Origin of the sequence: Actinacidiphila glaucinigra (assembly GCF_035918135.1) — a bacterium.
GTDB lineage: Bacteria > Actinomycetota > Actinomycetes > Streptomycetales > Streptomycetaceae > Actinacidiphila > Actinacidiphila glaucinigra.
Genome location: NZ_CP109144.1, coordinates 4,715,287 through 4,731,630, shown reverse-complemented (window position 1 = coordinate 4,731,630; position 16,344 = coordinate 4,715,287). Strand labels below are relative to the sequence as shown.

General features: G+C 72.2%; 16 protein-coding genes. 7 read left to right on the top strand and 9 right to left on the bottom strand.

Features of this window, described 5'->3' with window-relative positions:
- Nucleotide 1: 1 nt before the first annotated feature.
- The 3 genes from cbiQ to OIE69_RS21145 all read left to right on the top strand — a co-directional run bounded on the left by cbiQ (nt 2) and on the right by OIE69_RS21145 (nt 3,189).
- A complete protein-coding gene (cbiQ, locus tag OIE69_RS21155) occupies nt 2-763 on the top strand; it encodes a cobalt ECF transporter T component CbiQ (protein ID WP_326573836.1) in 762 nt (253 codons plus the stop codon).
- A complete protein-coding gene (locus OIE69_RS21150) occupies nt 760-1,512 on the top strand; it encodes an energy-coupling factor ABC transporter ATP-binding protein (RefSeq protein ID WP_326573834.1) in 753 nt (250 codons plus the stop codon). Before cbiQ ends, OIE69_RS21150 begins: the two co-directional genes overlap by 4 nt.
- Nucleotides 1,513-1,701: 189 nt before the next feature.
- The gene (locus OIE69_RS21145) at nt 1,702-3,189 is read left to right on the top strand and encodes a cellulose-binding domain-containing protein (RefSeq protein WP_326573832.1); all 1,488 of its coding nucleotides are present in this window, start codon (nt 1,702-1,704) and stop codon (nt 3,187-3,189) included.
- Nucleotides 3,190-3,270: 81 nt separating this feature from the next.
- Here OIE69_RS21145 and OIE69_RS21140 read toward each other — a convergent pair whose 3' ends face one another.
- The 4 genes from OIE69_RS21140 to OIE69_RS21125 all read right to left on the bottom strand — a co-directional run bounded on the left by OIE69_RS21140 (nt 3,271) and on the right by OIE69_RS21125 (nt 9,817).
- The gene (locus OIE69_RS21140) at nt 3,271-4,911 is read right to left on the bottom strand and encodes a glycosyl hydrolase family 18 protein (RefSeq protein ID WP_326573830.1); all 1,641 of its coding nucleotides are present in this window, start codon (nt 4,909-4,911) and stop codon (nt 3,271-3,273) included.
- Nucleotides 4,912-5,131: 220 nt separating this feature from the next.
- Complete coding sequence (locus OIE69_RS21135) at nt 5,132-7,678, bottom strand: SpoIIE family protein phosphatase (RefSeq protein ID WP_326573828.1); 2,547 nt, start codon at nt 7,676-7,678, stop codon at nt 5,132-5,134.
- A 331-nt stretch (nt 7,679-8,009) separates the two neighbouring features.
- On the bottom strand, nt 8,010-8,831 hold the full coding sequence (locus OIE69_RS21130; protein ID WP_326573826.1) for an ABC transporter permease: 822 nt from the start codon (nt 8,829-8,831) through the stop codon (nt 8,010-8,012).
- Nucleotides 8,828-9,817: an ATP-binding cassette domain-containing protein gene (locus tag OIE69_RS21125; RefSeq protein ID WP_326573824.1), complete on the bottom strand. Its 990-nt coding sequence runs from the start codon at nt 9,815-9,817 to the stop codon at nt 8,828-8,830. The genes OIE69_RS21130 and OIE69_RS21125 overlap by 4 nt, the downstream gene beginning before the upstream one ends.
- 64 nt (nt 9,818-9,881) lie before the next feature.
- On the opposite strand from OIE69_RS21125, the gene OIE69_RS21120 reads away from it, so the two are divergent.
- Both OIE69_RS21120 and OIE69_RS21115 read left to right on the top strand, forming a co-directional pair.
- Nucleotides 9,882-10,631: a TetR/AcrR family transcriptional regulator gene (locus OIE69_RS21120; protein WP_326573822.1), complete on the top strand. Its 750-nt coding sequence runs from the start codon at nt 9,882-9,884 to the stop codon at nt 10,629-10,631.
- Nucleotides 10,632-10,758: 127 nt separating this feature from the next.
- Nucleotides 10,759-11,910, top strand: a complete 1,152-nt coding sequence (locus OIE69_RS21115; protein ID WP_392567667.1) for a magnesium and cobalt transport protein CorA — start codon at nt 10,759-10,761, stop codon at nt 11,908-11,910.
- Between the two features lie 25 nt (nt 11,911-11,935).
- On the opposite strand, the gene OIE69_RS21110 is transcribed toward OIE69_RS21115, so the two are convergent.
- Nucleotides 11,936-12,205 (bottom strand): DUF1876 domain-containing protein, encoded by a 270-nt coding sequence (locus OIE69_RS21110; RefSeq protein WP_018559126.1) that lies wholly within the window; start codon nt 12,203-12,205, stop codon nt 11,936-11,938.
- A gap of 120 nt (nt 12,206-12,325) precedes the next feature.
- Between OIE69_RS21110 and OIE69_RS21105 the strand changes: the two genes are divergently transcribed.
- A complete protein-coding gene (locus tag OIE69_RS21105) occupies nt 12,326-12,748 on the top strand; it encodes a CBS domain-containing protein (protein ID WP_089227503.1) in 423 nt (140 codons plus the stop codon).
- A gap of 31 nt (nt 12,749-12,779) precedes the next feature.
- Here OIE69_RS21105 and OIE69_RS21100 read toward each other — a convergent pair whose 3' ends face one another.
- Nucleotides 12,780-13,127, bottom strand: a complete 348-nt coding sequence (locus OIE69_RS21100) for an anti-sigma factor antagonist (RefSeq protein WP_326573819.1) — start codon at nt 13,125-13,127, stop codon at nt 12,780-12,782.
- A 141-nt stretch (nt 13,128-13,268) separates the two neighbouring features.
- Nucleotides 13,269-14,138 (bottom strand): helix-turn-helix domain-containing protein, encoded by an 870-nt coding sequence (locus OIE69_RS21095; protein WP_392567546.1) that lies wholly within the window; start codon nt 14,136-14,138, stop codon nt 13,269-13,271.
- Nucleotides 14,139-14,331: 193 nt separating this feature from the next.
- Here OIE69_RS21095 and OIE69_RS21090 point away from each other — a divergent pair, with 193 nt between their 5' ends.
- Complete coding sequence (locus OIE69_RS21090) at nt 14,332-14,817, top strand: ATP-binding protein (protein ID WP_326573817.1); 486 nt, start codon at nt 14,332-14,334, stop codon at nt 14,815-14,817.
- Nucleotides 14,818-14,839: 22 nt separating this feature from the next.
- Here the strand turns inward: OIE69_RS21090 and OIE69_RS21085 are convergent, their stop codons facing one another.
- Together OIE69_RS21085 and OIE69_RS21080 are read right to left on the bottom strand one after the other, a co-directional pair.
- The gene (locus OIE69_RS21085; protein ID WP_326573815.1) at nt 14,840-15,079 is read right to left on the bottom strand and encodes a DUF397 domain-containing protein; all 240 of its coding nucleotides are present in this window, start codon (nt 15,077-15,079) and stop codon (nt 14,840-14,842) included.
- A gap of 232 nt (nt 15,080-15,311) precedes the next feature.
- The gene (locus OIE69_RS21080; RefSeq protein WP_326573813.1) at nt 15,312-16,265 is read right to left on the bottom strand and encodes a pirin family protein; all 954 of its coding nucleotides are present in this window, start codon (nt 16,263-16,265) and stop codon (nt 15,312-15,314) included.
- Nucleotides 16,266-16,344: the final 79 nt, after the last annotated feature.

Sequence of the window (16,344 nt, the reverse complement as noted above, 5' to 3'; positions counted from 1 at the left end):
CGTGGGCGCGGGGCACGCACACCGGCTCTACCGGCACGGGCACTCGCCGGTTCACGCACTGCCCCCGCAGTGCAAGCTCGCCGCCGTCTTCTGCTTCGTCCTGGTCGTCGTGTCCACACCGCGCTCCGCGGTGTGGGCCTTCGGCCTGTACGCGGTGCTGCTGGCCACGGTCGCCGCTGTGGCGCGCGTCCCGGCCGGGTTCCTGCTGCGGCGGCTGCTGATCGAGGTGCCCTTCGTCGCCTTCGCCGTCCTCATGCCGTTCGTCGCCGAGGGCCCGCGCACCGAGGTGCTGGGCCTGTCCCTGAGCGTGCACGGCCTGTGGGGCGCCTGGAACATCCTCGCCAAGGGCACCCTCGGCGTCGCCGCGTCCGTGCTGCTGGCCTCCACCACCGAACTGCGCGAACTCATCCTCGGCCTCCAGCGGTTGCGGCTGCCGGCACTGCTGGTGCAGATCGCCTCGTTCATGATCCGGTACGGGGACGTCATCACCGACGAGATGCGCCGGATGCGCATCGCCCGCGTCTCGCGCGGTTTCGAGGCGCGCGGCCCGCGCCACTGGGGCGTGCTCGCCAAGTCCGCGGGCGCCCTGTTCATCCGCTCCTACGAGCGCGGCGAACGCGTCCACCTGGCGATGGTCAGCCGCGGCTACGCCGGCAGCATGCCGGTGATCGACGACGTGACGGCCTCGCGCGCCCAGTGGTCGTACGCCGCCGCCCTCCCTGCCGCCGCGCTGCTGGTCTGTCTGATGGGATGGTTCCTGTGACTGCTTCGCTCGAGGTCAAGGGCCTCGCCTACGCCTATCCCGACGGCCACCAGGCCCTGTTCGGCGTCGACCTGACCATCGCCCGGGGCGAGCGGGTCGCCCTCCTCGGCCCCAACGGCGCCGGCAAGACCACCCTCGTGCTGCACCTCAACGGCATCCTCGAGGCCGGGGCGGGCTCCGTGACCGTCGCCGGGCTCCCGGTCGGCGACCGCAAGCACGTGGCGGAGGTCAGGCGCCGGGTCGGCATCGTCTTCCAGGACCCGGACGACCAGCTCTTCATGCCCACCGTCCGCGAGGACGTCGCCTTCGGCCCGGCCGCCGCCGGTCTGCGCGGCGCCGAACTGGAGGCCTGCGTCCACAAGGCGCTGGAACGTGTCGGCATGGCGGAGTTCGCCGACCGGCCGCCGCACCATCTGTCGTTCGGCCAGCGGCGCCGCGTGGCGGTGGCGACCGTCCTCGCCATGGAGCCGGAGATCCTCGTCCTGGACGAGCCCTCCTCCAACCTGGACCCCGCCTCCCGTCGCGAACTCGCCGACATCCTGCGCTCCCTGGACGTCACGGTCCTGATGGTCACCCACGACCTGCCGTACGCCCTGGAGCTGTGCCCGCGCTCGGTCGTCCTCAGCGGCGGCACCGTCGTCGCCGACGGCCGCACCCAGGAACTCCTCTCCGACGACGCCCTGATGCGCGCCCACCGCCTCGAGCTCCCGTACGGCTTCGACCCCCGCTCGGTCACCGTCCGCGGCTGATTCCGGGGCGGCGAACCGCTCCGCGGCGTTCACGGCCGCGCAGAAGCGCACAGCCGTGTTCGCGCCCCAACTGCCCCTTCGGCAAACGAAGTCACGCCTTGCTACTTGTGTGGAAACCGTGAAAGGCTCCCGGCACCACAAGGCGCAGGCGCAACCGCCTCCCGACGCCGAAGGTTGGTTCACCGCCCGATGACTGCCGCAGCCCCGGTCCCCGAGGCCGTACCGCTGTCCGAGTACTGGGCGGAAGCGCTGTGCTTCGCCCAGCTGTGCACGCTCTCCCCCGAGGACGGCGGACGCCTGGCCGCCGACGCGTTCGAACGCGGCCTGGACCAGGTGCCCGACGTGATGGACCCCGCGGTCGTACCGGGACCGCTGCCGCTGCCCCTGCTGCCGCTGCTGCTGACCGCCGTACGGGACACCGCCGCGGACTGGCAGGCCCGGGGCGAGGGGGACAGCCTGCATCCGGAGTTCCGCATCTGGCTCAACGCGGAACGTGCCGCACGCCGGGGCAGGGCACCGCGCCCGGAGCCGCTGGCCCTGCGCGGGCTGCGGGACATGGCGGAGGCGGACGCGGCACTGCTGTGGTCCACCGAGGTCGAGTGCCGCCCCGTGGCCGTGACCGCCCGCGTGCTGGGCGTCGACGCCTCCGCCGCGGAACGGGAGATCGACCGGGCCCGCGAGGACTTCCGCGACCGCTGCCTGCGCGCCCACCAGGAGGAACCGCCCTCCGACGAGTGCCAGGGGTACGCCCGGCTGCTGGACGCGGCCACCCGGATGCCCGTCGCGGCGGCGCCCGAGGACCTGCGCCGGCACCTGCGCGGGTGCGCCGACTGCGCGCGGGCCGCCGTGTGCCTGACCCCGTTCGGCGGCGGCCCGGCAGCGGCGCTGGCCGAAGGGGTGCTGGGCTGGGCGGGTGCCGCCTACCTGGAGGCCCGGCGCCGGGCGGCCGGACGGGGAGCCGTTCCACCCCGGCCGTCGCGGCGTGCCGCCCGTGCCGCCCGCACGGCGTGGACGCCGACCCGGACACCCCGTGGCAGGGCCGCCGTGACCGCCGCCGTCGCGGTGCTGGCCGCCGTGGTCTGCGGGACGGTCCTGGTCACCGCCGACGACTCCGCCCCCCGGTCCGTCCAGGCCGCGCCGACGGCCCAGGGCGGCAACGACGGCGCCGCCCCGGACGGTCCCGGATTCCCCCCGCTGCGCTCACCGGGCGCGTCCGGCGCCTCCGGGGCTCCCGAGCCCTCCGGGAGCGCGCCGCTCCCCGAGGAGATCGTGCCCTCGGCCGCCGAGCACACCATCCCCGCCGCCCGCCACACGCCGTCCTCCGCCGCACCGCCTGTGCGGGACGCGCCGGTGAAGGCGCCGCCGTCCTGCACGATCGCCTACGAGGTGACCAACCGCTGGTACGACGGCTTCCAGGCCTCGGTCACCCTGACGTCCCGCAAGGACCTCCGCGACTGGACGGTCGGCTGGCGGTACCCCGACGGCCGGCGGGTGACGCAGATGTGGGACGCCGACTTCTTCCAGCGCGGCGGGACGGTCACCGCCCGGGCCAAGGACTACAACCGGTCGGTGCGGGCGGGCGAATCGGTCACCTTCGGCCTGGTCGGCACCCGGTACGGAGCCACCTCCCCGCCTTCGGGCTTCACCCTCGACGGCGCGCCCTGCGCCACCGGCTGACGCGCTCCGGACGCGACCGGGCCGGAGGAGCGGTCACGAACCCGCCCCTCCGGCCCGTAGTACGTCCGGGCTCCCGACTCGCTAGCTCAGACCGTTGTTGATCGCGGTGATCAGCTCACCGTTGCCGGTGTCGCCGCTGAACTCCCAGAAGAACGCGCCGCCGAGGCCCTGGTTCTTCACGTAGGCCATCTTGCCCGCGATGGTCGACGGGGTGTCGTAGCTCCACCAGTTGTTGCCGCAGTGCGCGTACGCGGTGCCCGCGACGGTGCCGGTGGCCGGGCAGGTGCTCTTGAGGACCTTGTAGTCCTCGTTGCCCGCCTCGTAGGTGCCCGGAGCGGCGCCGGTCGCGGAGCCGCCCGGAGCGGACTGGGTGACGCCGGTCCAGCCGCGGCCGTAGAAGCCGATTCCCAGGTTGAGCTTGTTCGACGCGATGCCCTTGCTCCTCAGCTTCTGGATCGCCGCGTCGGAGTAGAAGCCGGCGATCGGGATGCCGCTGTAGGAGGTGAGCGGGGAGTGCGGGGCGGTCGGGCCGTCCGCGTCGAAGGCGCCGAAGTAGTCGTACGTCATCACGTTGTAGTAGTTCACGTACTGGGCGGCGCCCGCGTAGTCGGCGGCGTCGATCTTGCCGCCGTTGGTGCCGTCGGCGGTGATGGCCGCGGTGACCAGGTTGTTGGAGCCGAACCTGGTCCGCAGCGCGGACATCAGCGTCTTGAAGGACGAGGCCCCGCTGGTGTCGCAGGACAGACCGCAGGCGTTGGGGTACTCCCAGTCGATGTCGATGCCGTCGAAGACGTCGGCCCAGCGCGGGTCCTCGACCAGGTTGTAGCAGGAGTTGGCGAAGGCCGTCGGGTTGGCGGCCGCCTGGCCGAAGCCGCCGGACCAGGTCCAGCCGCCGAACGACCAGAGGATCTTGATGTTCGGGTACTGCTTCTTCAGCTTGCGCAGCTGGTTGAAGCTCCCGCGCAGGGCGCCGGTGTCCCAGGTGTCGGCGACGCCGTCGACGCTCTGGTCGGCGGTGTAGGCCTTGTCGTAGTCGGCGTAGGAGTCGCCGATCGCGCACTGGCCGTTGGTGACGTTGCCGAAGGCGTAGTTGATGTGGGTCAGCTTGCTCGCCGAGCCGGAGGTGACCAGGTTCTTGACGTGGTAGTTGCGGCCGTAGACGCCCCACTCGGCGAAGTAGCCGAGGCGGATCTTGCTCCCCGCGGGGCCGGTGGGGGTCGGCGTCGGCGTCGGCGTGGGCGTCGGGGTCGGGGTGGGTGTGGGTGTGGGCGTCGGGTCACCGCCGCCACCGCCGGTGCAGGAGCCGCCGTTGAGCTTGCAGCCGCTCGGGCTGCCGCTGCCGGAGCCGTTGAAGCCGAAGCTGATGCTGGCGCCCGGGGCCAGCGTGCCGTTCCAGCTCTTGTTCTTGGCGGTCCAGTGGGTGCCGGAGCCGGTGACGTCCGCGTCCCACGCCGAGGTCACCGCCGTGCCGGAGGGGAAGTCCCACTCGACGGTCCAGCTGCTGATGGGCGACGAACCGCCGTTGGTGACCGTCCACTTGCCCTCGAACCCCGTGCCCCAGTCCTGGGTCTTGGTGTACGTGGCGGTGGTACCCGCGGCATGGGCCGGCGTGGCCAGGCCGACGAGCGCCGCGAACGGGAGCAGCAGCGCGGTGAGCCCCGCGGCGGCTGTGGTCCTGATGCGTCTGGTGCGTGGAGTGCGTGGGGTGTCTCCAGTGCTCAAGGGGTGCTCCTCGAGTGGGGGGCCGACGGGGATACCAGTGCCGCCTGGCGGGCGATTGACTCATGTCATGCCCACCACAGTTCCCTGGCAGGGTAGAAAGGTCTGGACCAGATGGTCAATAGGTCTGGACCTTTTGGACCTCCGACTCACAGCACGACGCCCCGGCGACGGTGCCGGGGCGTACAGGTGAACGAAGGAGAGCGAGCGGCGGAGTCCGGCGTCAGGCCGGTCCGCTCATGGTGACCGCGTCGAAGCCGATGCCGATGTCCACACCGACGTCGGGGCCGTGCCCGTCGAGGAACTGCTCGGCCCAGATGATCTTCCCGTCGTCGGTGTAGCGGGTGCCCCACCGCTGGGCGAACTGCGAGATCAGGAACAGCCCGCGACCGCCCTCGTCCGTCGTGCGGGGGTGCCGCAGATGCGGCGAGGTGCTGCTGGCGTCGGAGACCTCGCAGATCAGCGCACGCTCCAGGATCAACCGGAGGCGGATCGGACCGGAACCGTGCCGGATCGCGTTGGTGACCAGCTCGCTGACGACCAGTTCGGTGGTGAACGCGAGATCGCCCAGACCCCAGTCCTCCAGCTGCCGGGTCGACAGCTCGCGGGCCCGGCCCACGACCGCGGGGTCGGTGGCCAGGTCCCAGGAGGCGACCCGGCCGATGTCCAGGCACCGGGTCCTGGCCAGCAGCAGCGCCACATCGTCGTGCGGGCGGGCCGGGGCCAGCTCGTCGACGACGCCGCGGCACAGCGCGTCCAGCGACACTTCCTCGGCCTCCAGGGCCGCCCGCAGCCGGCTCCGCCCGCTGTCCTGCCCCTCGTCCACGCCCTCCACCGGGGCGACCAGGCCGTCCGTGTACAGCGCGAGGACGCTGCCCTCCTCCATCTGCAACTCGGTGGCCTCGAAGGGCAGCCCGCCCAGGCCCAGCGCGGGACCGATGGGCAGCTCGGGGAAGTGAACGGCCTCCCCGCCCTCGGCCCCGCACCGCTCGCCGGCGGGCCGGAGCACGGCGGGCGGCAGGTGCCCGGCGCTGGCCATGACGCAGTGCCTGCTGACCGGGTCGTACGTCACGTACAGGCAGCTCGATCCCAGGGCACTGCCGCCGACCCCGACGGTCGCGGACTCCCCGGCCTCCCGCGAGACCTGGACGACCAGGTCGTCCAGGTGCGCCAGCAGTTCCTCCGGCGGCAGGTCGAGGTCGGCCAGGGTCCGCACCGCCGTGCGCAACTGGCCCATCGTCGCGGCGGCCTCGATGCCGTGGCCCACCACCTCTCCCACCACCAGCGCGATGCGTGCCCCGGACAGCGGGATGACGTCGAACCAGTCGCCTCCCACGCCCGACAGCTCGTCCGCCGGCCGGTAGTAGGTGGCGACCTCCACCGCGTCCTGCGGGGGGAAGGTGTGCGGCAGCAGGCTGCGCTGCAGCACAAGGGCCGCGTCCCGCTCACGGGTGTAGCGGCGCGCGTTGTCCAGGCAGACCGCGGCCCTGGCCACGACCTCCTCCGCCAGGCGCAGGTCCTCCCCGTCGAAGGGGTCGGCGCGGCGCACCCGGAAGAAGAGGGTCACGCCGAGGGTGACCCCGCGGGCGCGGATCGGCACCACCATCGCCGTGTGCAGCCCGAGTTCGCCGAAGTGGAGCGCCCGGGCGCCGGCCGGGCCGGCGGCCCACTCCAGCCCCAGCGGATCCAGCCGGGAGCTGATCCAGGAGGTGCCGTCGGTCAGGGACCGGATCGGCGGGGTGTCCTCCAGGTAGGCGGAGACCGCCCCGATCCCGAACGCGGGCTCGGGCTCGCCCTGCCGCGCCGACCGCATCCCGGCACGGCGCAGCGGCACGGCGACCGCGTCGCCCAGCGGGCCGGCCTGCGGCTCCGCTCCCTTGATGACCGACTCCAGCAACTCGACGGCCACGTAGTCGGCGAGGTCGGGCACGACCACGTCCGCCAGGTCCTGCGCGGTGTGCATCACGTCCAGGGTGCGGCCGATGTGCTCACTGGCCCGGTCCAGCAGCGACAGCCGCTTCCGGGCCCGCCAGCGGTCGCTGATGTCGACCACGGAGTAGCAGACGCCCACCGGGACGCCGCGCTCGTCCTCCAGCCGTACGAAGGACATCGAATGGGCCTGCTCGCGGCGCGGGTCGGTGCGGAACCGCCCCACGTGCTCGTAGTCGATCACCGGCACGCCCGTCTCCAGGACCTGGCGCATCTGCGCCTCCAGGACCGTGGCGTTCAGGCCCGGCTGGATCTCCGCGAGCCGCCGCCCCAGCCGCTCCTGGGAGGGACCGCCGCCGAAGCGCTCCAGTGCCGCGTTCGACCAGACGCAGCGCAGTTCGGTGTCGACCACGGCCAGCCCGATCGGCGTCTGGCCGACGATCCGCTCCATCATCGCCGGGGTCATCCCCGACGCCGCCGAGCGGGCGGTGCTGCGGGACTCAGCCGCCAGGACCATCCAGCGGGCGGACGAGCCGCCGATGCCCTCCGGGAGCCCGGCCACCCGTACACCCAGCGTGACCCTCATGCCGTCGTCGCGGCGGAGCCGCAGCACCCCCGTCCAGCCGCCCTCGGTGCTGCAGCGCTCGGTGATCTCCGGCGGCCGCGCCGCGTCCTCCGGGGCGAGCAGCTGCACCGCGGGGGTGCCGATGACGTCCGCCGCCCGCCGGCCGAGCAGCCGCTCGGCGGCCGGGGGCCAGGTCAGCAGGCTCCCATGGGCGTCGAGGAGCAACGTGACGGCGTCCGCCACGCCCGCGTCCACGCGTTCCTCGGGAGTCCCCATGGCCAGCCACTCCGTATCCGCCCGCACGTTACGCTCCGCTCACCCTCTTCTTGTTCTTCCCACTCGGCGAACGCCGCTCACGGGGTCACGGGAAGCGGTGGAGCGGACCGGCTGCCTGCCGGGGCTCGGGGCCGGCACGGGAGGGGCGGGCGGGACGGCAGGGCGGCCTCGGGAGCATGCCCGGCGGGGACGGGTTCTCGGGGCGGGCGGCGGCCCCCTCGGGGGCGGGCGGTGCGAGGAGAAACCGGCCGAACGGCACCGGGACGTCCATCGAGACCTCCGGAGTACGGCCCCCGTGTCCCCCGCGAATCAGGTTACTCGTCGGCCCCGGTCAGCGCCCCCCACGTGCGTACCGCCGTATCGCCGACGGGACGAAGACCGCGAGCAGCACCAGCGACCAGCCCACCGAGGCCGCGACCGGATGGACCATGGGCCAGGCCGCGCCCGGGGAGTCGGCGAGCCGGGCGGCCGGTCCGCCGAAGAGCCCGCGGCACGCGGCGGCCACCGCGCTGAGCGGATTCCACTCGGCGACGGCGCGCAGCCAGCCGGTCATGCCGGAGGTGGGAACGTAGGCGCCGGAGACCAGTTGCAGGACGAAGGTCGCGCTCCCGAGTTGCGCCGCCGCCTCCTCGTCGCGCAGCAGCAGCCCGAGGTGGATCCCGGCCCAGCAGGTGGCGAAGCGGAAGAGCAGCAGCAGGCCGTACGCGCCCAGCAGCGGGCCCGCCCCCGCCTCCACGCGCCAGCCCACGGCCCATCCCACCAGGGCGAGCGGTATCAGCCCGGCGGCGGTGACCAGCACATCGGCGGCCGCCTGCCCGAGCGGCACCGCGGCCCTGCTGATCGGCAGGGTGCGGAAGCGGTCGGCCACCCCGCGCTGCGCGTCCTGCGCGGCCTGCATCATCCCGGTCATGAGCCCGCCGGCGGCGACCGCGGTGAACAGCCCCGGCAGCAGGTAGGAGCGGTACCCGCCGTCCCCGGGGAGGGTGAGCGCGCTGCCGAAGACGTAGCCGAAGAAGAGCAGCAGGATCAGCGGCATCGCCTGGGTGAGCACGAACAGCCCCGGGGCCCGGCGCACTCGCAGCAGATGGCGGCCGAGCAGCGCCAGCCCATCGGCCAGGGCACCTGCGTCCCCTCGTCGCGCGAGCGCGGTCATGCGGCCTCCTCCTTCACGGGGGCGGTGGACGGGGCGGGGGGAAGTGGCGCGCCGCCGCCGGTCAGCCGGTGGAACACCTCGTCGAGGGTGGGCGGGCGCAGGCTCGCGTCCACCAGCGGGACACCGGCGGCGTCCAGGGCGAGCACGATGCGCGGCAAGGTCAGCGCCGGGTCGTCGCTCACCACGCCGACCGTGCGCCGCCCGTGGTCCAGCACCGGCTCGGCGCCTGTCAGCGACCGCAGGACGACGGCCGCGCCGGCCACCGCCTCGGCCTCGCCCACCACGACCTCCGCGGAGGAGCCGATGCGGGCCTTGAGCTCGGCCGGGGTGCCGCGGGCGGTGACCCGGCCCCCGTCCACCAGGGCGATGTCGTCGGCCAGCCGGTCGGCCTCCTCCAGGTACTGCGTCGTCAGCAGCACCGTCGTGCCCTCGTCGGCGAGCGCGCGCACCGCCCGCCAGACGCCCTCCCGCGCGATCGGGTCGAGCCCGGTGGTGGGCTCGTCGAGGAAGAGCACCCGGGGCCGGGCGAGGAGGCTCACCGCGAGGTCGAGGCGCCGCCGCATGCCCCCCGAATAGCCGCGCACCGGCCGGTCGGCGGCCCCCTCCAGACCGGCCCCGGCGAGGAGTTCGTCCACCCGCGCCCGCCCGGGGGCGCCGCGCAGCCGTTGCAGCCGGGCGAACAGCCGCAGGTTCTCCCGGCCGGACAGCTCCTCGTCCACGGAGGCCTCCTGACCAGTGACGCCGATGGCACGGCGCACCGCGGCCGGCTCCCGCACCACGTCGTGCCCGACGACCCGCGCGGTGCCCGCGTCGGGGACGAGCAGCGTGGTCAGCAGGCGCACGGCCGTGGTCTTCCCCGCCCCGTTCGGCCCGAGGAGCCCGCAGACGCGCCCCGCCGGCACCGCCAGGTCCAGCCCCCGCAGGGCGCGCACCTCACCGAAGCCCTTCTCCAGGCCCTCACTCAGTACAGCGTACGTGGTTTCCATGCGTCGCACCATACCGCACTACGTACGCCGTACGTAACTACCATGGTGGACGAGGTGATGATCGATGCCAGCCAGCACCGGGCGACCCGCCGCCCCCGAGGTGATCTGGACCCGTCCGGAACGGGCGGCCAGGGGCCCGAGGCCCGCCCACAACCGCGCCGAGATCGCCGCGGCCGCGGTGCGGATCGCCGACGCCGAGGGCATCGACGCGGTGTCGATGCGGCGCGTGGCGGCCGAGGTCGGCGCGGGCACGATGTCGCTCTACAACTACGTCCCCCGCAAGGAGGACCTGCACGAGCTGATGGTCGACGCCGTCACCGGCGAGTACGAGCTCCCCGAGGAGCCCTCCGGCGACTGGCGCGCCGACCTGATGGCCCTGGCCAGGGCCAGTCGCGACCTGCTGCGCCGCCATCCGTGGGTGCCGCGCCTGTACACCTCCGTCCACGGCTTCAGCCCCAACGGCCTGCGCTACCTGGAGCACTGCCTCGCCGCCCTGGAGGGCCTGGACGAGGACGACGCCACCAAGATGGAACTGCTCGCGGTGGTCCACGGCGCCGTCATGACATACGTGGGCAACGAGGTGGCCACGCAGGAGCGCAGCCGCGCCCTGCCGTGGACGCCCCTGGAGGAACAGGCCGCGCGCATGGCCTACCTGACGGACCGGGTCGGCGGCGGCGCGTACCCGCGCCTGGCCGCGGCGCTGGCGAACGCGGGCCCTGCCGTCGACCTGGACGCCTACTTCGAGCGCACGATCGGCCGGATCCTGGACGCGTACGGGCGCGGCGCGCGCGAGGACCGCGACGGAAACGCCTGACCCCACGACCGGACCCGGACCGGGTACCGGTCCGGTCGCGGTGCGGCCGTTACCCGGCGGGCTCGGGCTACCCTGCTCGCAAGGCCCGAAGGGGGTGCTGCCTGTGTCCGGGCGTCGACTGCGAGCGCTGCGCGCACTGAGTAACTCGGCGAAGGAGAGGGCCAGGACGGCCCGTCCACCCCGCCCCTCGGCGCCGCCGGCCGGGGAGGGCGAAGCCTCCCCGGAGCCGAGGATCGCGGACACCGCGGTCGCCGGTGTGAGCAGCGTGATGGACGCGGCCCTCTACCGCGACGGCCGGCGTATCGCGACGCCCTCCTCGCTCGCCGAGGCGTACGCGCAGCTGCGCGCGGAGCCGGGCGCGATGGCGTGGATCGGGCTCTACCGGCCGAGCGAGGCCGAGCTGGTCTCGCTGGCGAAGGAGTTCGACCTCCACCCGCTGGCCCTGGAGGACGCGATCCAGGCCCACCAGCGCCCCAAGCTGGAGCGGTACGGCGAGACCCTCTTCGTCGTCCTGCGCGCCGCCCGCTACCTGGACGCCCCGGAGGAGGTCGACTTCGCGGAGCTGCACATCTTCGTCGGCCCCGGATTCGTCCTGACCGTCCGCCACGGGGCGGCCCCCGACCTGTCCGCCGTGCGGCGCCGCATGGAGAGCAACCCCGAGCTGCTGACGCTCGGGGCCGAGGCGGTGCTCTACGCGATACTCGACACGGTCGTCGACGGCTACGCACCGGTCGTCGCGGGGGTCGAGAAGGACATGGAGGAGAGCGAGATCCAGGTCTTCGGCGGCGACCCCCAGGTCTCCCGCCGGATCTACGAGCTCTCCCAGGAGGTGCTGGAGTTCCAGCGCGCCACCCGCCCGCTCGTCCCCATGCTGGACGGCCTGCAGGCGGGCTTCGTGAAGTACGGCACGGACGAGGAGCTGCAGCGCTACCTGCGTGACGTGGCCGACCACGTCACGCACACCATCGAGCGGGTGGACGGCTTCCGGCAGGCGCTCGGCGACCTGCTCACCCTCAACGCGACCCTCGTCGCGCAGCAGCAGAACGCCGAGATGCGGGCGCTGGCAGAGGCCGGCTTCGAGCAGAACGAGGAGATCAAGAAGATCTCCGCCTGGGCTGCCATCCTCTTCGCGCCCACTCTCGTCGGCACGATCTACGGCATGAACTTCGACCACATGCCCGAGCTGCACTGGCTGCTCGGCTACCCCTTCGCGATCATGCTGATGGGCGTGGTCTGCGTCAGCCTCTACCTGGTCTTCAAACGGCGCGGCTGGCTGTGAGGGCGCGCAGCCGGGCGCGCCTGGCTCAGATCCTGGGATGCGCGGGCACGCGGGTGACCTCCTCGATCTCGTGCGCCGCCTTGCCGAGGAGCTGACGGGCGAGGTCGTTGAGCGCCCTGGCCGCCGCCAGTTCCTCGCCGACCCGTTCCTGCTCGGGGTCGGAGGGGTGCCGGTTGGCGTGACCGTGCGACCTGACCTCAGTGCCGTCCGGAAGGCGGAGCAGCGCGGCGGCCTTCGTCCGCGCGCCGTCCTCCCGGAAGTCCATCTCGATGTGCCATCCGACGAGGGTCTGCATGACGGAACACCTCCAGCGGTCCCGGTGTCTCCCTCCAGCGTGCTCCCTATCGCGGAACTACTCCACCAGGGTGACGATGGAGCCAAAGGAAATCGGTCCACGCCCCAAGGAGGCGCCGTCATGACCACCGCACTGGACATCATGCACCCCGGCGCCATGTGCGTGGGGGAGCGGGAGAGCCTCACCGACGCGGCCCGGATCATGCGGGAGCAGGACATCGGCGCGCTGCCGATCTGCGGGGACGACGACGTGCTGGTCGGCATCCTCACCGACCGGGACATCGTGCTGAAGTGCGTCGCCGAGAAGCGCGACCCGTCCGAGGTCACCTGCGGGGAGCTGGCCATGGGACGGCCGCAGATCATCGAGGGCGACGAGCAGATCGAGCGGGTGCTGGAACTGATGGAGGAGTACCGGGTGCGCCGGCTTCCGGTGATCGACCATCCCGCGCACCGCCTCATCGGCATGATCACCGAGGCGGACGTGGCCCGCCACCTGCCCCAGGAACGGGTCGCCGAGTTCGTGTCGGCCGTCTGCTGCGACTAGGCCGCGACCCACGGCCGTGTGGACGGGGCGGTCACGGCCGCCCGATCCGGGCGAGCGCCTCGTCCACGCTCGGCACCGGCCGGAAGGCGTTCAGCAGCCCGGTGGCGCGCAGGACCTTGAGGGTCCGGGGCCGGGAGCAGACGAACTGCACCTGCCCGCCGTTGCCGCGGACCCGGCTGCGGACCCGGCAGAGCACGGAGAGTCCGGAGCAGTCGATGAAGTCGACGGGCCCCAGGTCGACGACGAGACCCGGGCCGGGCGCGCGGGTCAGCGCGTCGAGCGGCGGGGTGATCTCCATTGCCGCGACGATGTCGATCTCCCCGCTGAGTTCGGCCACGACGCACCCGTCGATCGTGCGGGTACGCAGGTACGGGCTCACCGCAGCATGAGATCACCGGGCCGATGAGCCGACCAATGCGTCAAGGTCCACTTCACTCGATCGAGTGAGATCTGTGAAAAGCTGCAAAACCCCTGTTCAGAGGGATGATGGGCGGCACCCGGCGTTGCCGCCGGGGTGCGCTCAGATGTCCCGGAGGACGGCGTTCAGCCGGTCCCGGGTGGCCTCGGGGGAGAGGCTGTCCGCGCGGAGCTTCGCCATGACGACGCGGTACTGGTCGACCTCCTCGCGCTTGTCGATGTACATCGCCCCGGTGAGCTGCTCGACGTACACGACGTCGGGGACGTCGGACTCCGGGAAGGTCAGCTGGGTGAAGGTACCGCTGGCGCCCGCGGAGTACCCGGTGAAGTCCAGCGGCAGCAGGTGCACCGTCACGTTCGGCTGCTCCGAGGCCTCGACCAGGTGCGCGAGCTGAGCCCGCATCACCTCCCGGCCGCCGAACCTGCGGAGCACCACGGCCTCGTCCATCACGGCCACGATCTCCGGGGCGAGTTCCGAGGTGAGCAGCTTCTGGCGCTTGTGCCGCAGGTCGAGCCGGCGTTCCACCTCGTCGGCGGGGGCGTCCGGGTGACCCAGCTCGATGACGGCGCGGGTGTACTCGTCGGCCTGCAGCAGTCCGTGCACGAACTGCGTCTCGAAGGAGCGGATGACCGAGGCGGACTCCTCCAGGCCCACGTACGTCTGGAACCACGCCGGCAGGACGTCGCCGAAGCCGTGCCACCAGCCGGCGACGTTCGCCTCGCGCACCAGCCCGAGCAGCCCGGTGCGCTCGGTGTCGTCCGTGATGCCGTAGAGGGTCAGCAGGTCGGCCACGTCGCGCTCCTTGAAGCTCACGCGCCCGAGCTCCATGCGGCTGATCTTCGACTCCGACGCGCGGATCGAATAGCCCGCGGCCTCACGGGTGATGCCCTGCGCCTCGCGGAGCCTGCGCAGCTGCGAGCCAAGGAGGATGCGGCGCACCATGGATCCGCTCCCCGACTGCATTGTGGTCATTTGCGCCTACCTTCTCCCCGTGGCATCCAGCAGTCTGCCATCTTCGCGCTGCGTTCAGTACGCGATCGGTCACTCTCGATCGTCACTTCCGCCCCACCTGCCTCGCGTCATGCAAATGCACGTGCATCCGCCCCTTGCATCGGCCACCGGCCGTACGGGACGATGACGTACGTGCCGATACCGGGTGGTGCGCATGTGGACTGAGAGCTCGGCCGGGATGCAGCCCTTATGGGACGGGCTGGTTCCGGAGCGCCTTTCGTCATCGAGCGCCACCTCCTGCCCGCTGCCGCCGCGTTTCGAAGCGGTCGGCGACGCACGAAGATTCGCGCGGACGACCCTCCACGCCTGGGACCTCGCGGAACTCCAGGACGGCATCGAACTGGTCGCCTCGGAACTGGTGACGAACGCCCTGCGCTACGCACTCCCCCAGGACGCGGCCCACGGGTGCGTCAGGCTCAGCCTGGTCAGATGGTCAACGCGCGTAGTCTGCGCGGTGCGTGACCCCAGCAGCCACGGGCCCGTCGCCAAGGCACCGGACTTCGTGGCCGAGTCCGGGCGCGGGCTGCATCTGGTGGAGTCCTTCAGCGAGACCTGGGGCTGGCATCCCCTGACCAACGCGGGGAAAGTCGTCTGGGCCCTGTTCCGGATGCCCGGACAGCACGACGGCCCGTCACATTGAGCCGTACCGGTGACGACCGCGGTCAGTTCGCCACGAAATGATCGAACTCCCCGTTCTTCATCCCCACGATGAGGGATTCGATCTCCGCCTTCGTATATATCAGCGCGGGTCCGTCCGGAAAACGTGAATTGCGCACGGCCACGTCCCCGTCCGGAAGCGCGGCCAGCTCCACACACTGGCCGTTCGCATTGCTGTGCCGGCTCTTCTGCCACACCACTCCGTGGAGATCGGACGCGGCCATGCCGTTGTACGTGTGGCGCATGCTGCTCTCCAGATAAGTGCCGTGCAGGACAGGGGAGATGATAGCCAGAGACGAAGTCACGTGCATCTGCACGTGCAAGTGCACGTGCAGTCACTCAGGGTGAATGCAGCGGCCAATGAAGAGCCAACGAACCGCCCGACGGAATTGCTCCCACCGTATGCGACGGCCCCGCCCGGGAATCGGATTCCCGGACGGGGCCGTTTAATGCCGGAGGCACCCGGAGCCGCCTACGTCACTCCTGACCGGCGGGAACGGTGCCGAGCCGGCCGGCCTTGAAGTCGTCGAAGGCCTGGGCGAGTTCCGCGTGGGTGTTCATCACGAACGGGCCGTACTGCATCATCGGCTCACGGATCGGCAGCCCGCCCAGAAGGACGACCTCGAAGTTGGGGCTGCGCGATTCCTGGGTCTCGTCGGCGCGGATCGTGAGGGAATCGCCGCGCCCGAAGACCACCGCCTCCCCCATGCGGAAGGCCCGGCCCTCCGGGCCCGCGGTGCCGCGGCCGGACAGGCCGTACGCCAGGGCGTTGAAGTCCGCGCGCCAGGGCAGCGTGAGCTGGGCGCCCGGGTTCACCGAGACGTGCAGCATGGTGATCGGGGTGTGCGTGGCGCCCGGGCCCTGGTGCCCGTCGATGTCACCGGCGATGATCCGGATGAGCGCGCCGCCGTCCTCCGACGCCAGCAGCCTGACGCTGCCGCCGCGGATGTCCTGGTACTTCGGCGCGATCATCTTGTCCTTGGCGGGCAGGTTGACCCACAGCTGCAGACCGTGGAAGAGGCCGCCGCTCATGACCAGCGCCTCGGGCGGGGTCTCGATGTGGAGCAGGCCGCTGCCGGCGGTCATCCACTGCGTGTCGCCGTCGGTGATGGTGCCGCCGCCGCCGTGGGAGTCCTGGTGGATGAAGGCGCCGTCCATGATGTAGGTGACGGTCTCGAAGCCGCGGTGCGGGTGCCAGGGCGTGCCCTTGGGCTCTCCGGGCGCGTACTCCACCTCACCCATCTGGTCCATCATGATGAACGGGTCGAGGTTCTTGTAGTCAATGCCCGCGAAGGCGCGACGGACGGGGAAGCCCTCCCCCTCGAAGCCGCTGGGGGCGGCGGTCACCTGCAGCGCACGCCGCTGCACCGCGTCGGCGGGGGCGTGAACGCGCGGCAGGGTCAACGGGTTCTCGACGGTCACTGCGGGCATGGCCAGGATCCTCCTCGGATTGTTCAACGTTCAACATAGTTGAACTCTGAACTGCCCGCAACCATTCCCTGACCTTTGT

Bases quoted from the DNA above. Each gene is read 5' to 3' on its own strand.
- OIE69_RS21085 (WP_326573815.1), bottom strand. From the start codon at position 15,079: ATGCGCCACACGTACAACGGCATGGCCGCGTCCGATCTCCACGGAGTG.
- OIE69_RS21105 (WP_089227503.1), top strand. From the start codon at position 12,326: ATGACCACCGCACTGGACATCATGCACCCCGGCGCCATGTGCGTGGGG.
- OIE69_RS21125 (WP_326573824.1), bottom strand. From the start codon at position 9,817: ATGGAAACCACGTACGCTGTACTGAGTGAGGGCCTGGAGAAGGGCTTC.
- OIE69_RS21080 (WP_326573813.1), bottom strand. From the start codon at position 16,265: ATGCCCGCAGTGACCGTCGAGAACCCGTTGACCCTGCCGCGCGTTCAC.
- OIE69_RS21135 (WP_326573828.1), bottom strand. From the start codon at position 7,678: ATGGGGACTCCCGAGGAACGCGTGGACGCGGGCGTGGCGGACGCCGTC.
- OIE69_RS21110 (WP_018559126.1), bottom strand. From the start codon at position 12,205: ATGCAGACCCTCGTCGGATGGCACATCGAGATGGACTTCCGGGAGGAC.
- OIE69_RS21095 (WP_392567546.1), bottom strand. From the start codon at position 14,138: ATGACCACAATGCAGTCGGGGAGCGGATCCATGGTGCGCCGCATCCTC.
- OIE69_RS21090 (WP_326573817.1), top strand. From the start codon at position 14,332: ATGTGGACTGAGAGCTCGGCCGGGATGCAGCCCTTATGGGACGGGCTG.
- OIE69_RS21130 (WP_326573826.1), bottom strand. From the start codon at position 8,831: ATGACCGCGCTCGCGCGACGAGGGGACGCAGGTGCCCTGGCCGATGGG.
- OIE69_RS21145 (WP_326573832.1), top strand. From the start codon at position 1,702: ATGACTGCCGCAGCCCCGGTCCCCGAGGCCGTACCGCTGTCCGAGTAC.
- OIE69_RS21120 (WP_326573822.1), top strand. From the start codon at position 9,882: ATGCCAGCCAGCACCGGGCGACCCGCCGCCCCCGAGGTGATCTGGACC.